A 628-nucleotide genomic window follows, 5' to 3' on the forward strand; every position below is an offset into this window, starting at 1 on the left:
ATCATATCACCACCGATTGAATCATATTTTCAGAACAAACGTTGCTTCTCCTATCTTAGTGAAATTGTCGTATTTCGTTCAATGTTGAATTCTGAACGAGAATCATCAAATTCAATATTAGATCATCGAGATATTTATATTACTTTACTTATACAATCAAATCGCGTTCCAATTGGTTCCAATAGTGAAGCAATTTTACCAGAATTGTTTATTCATTCAGCTGATAAAATACCGATTGATTCAATCCGATCACCAGTTAAATTGGAATTAAATCATCATTATATGATTGAATACTATTATCTAAAGACATTAAGATCCACTGATCAATGGTCATTCTTCCATTGTCATAATTATTCAAATCGAAATGCATTTGAAATACAAGATGAACGAATTGCACATCAAAAAGAAGATTCGATAACATCATTGGATTTGGTTATATCACGACAAGATTGTCTTGATCGATGTATACTACGGCAACAACGATTAAAGAGGTTAAAATTAAATTGTCCAAAACAAGAAGATTGTATCTCGAATCAAATACCAATACGAAAAGATTTAGTTCATTTAACTAAAAATCAAATATGCCTAACATCATCGGATGAGTGTCCCAACAATGATGAAGATTCAT

At 30.6% G+C, this 628-nt stretch carries 1 protein-coding gene; it reads left to right on the plus strand.

Going from position 1 to position 628, the window contains the following annotated elements; genetic code table 11:
• Nucleotides 1-81: 81 nt before the first annotated feature.
• Nucleotides 82-628: hypothetical protein (locus tag QRY16_RS21995; protein WP_289778065.1), on the plus strand; the 547-nt coding region annotated here is incomplete at its 3' end.

Source organism: Mixta mediterraneensis (genome assembly GCF_030283135.1).
GTDB lineage: Bacteria > Pseudomonadota > Gammaproteobacteria > Enterobacterales > Enterobacteriaceae > Pantoea > Pantoea mediterraneensis.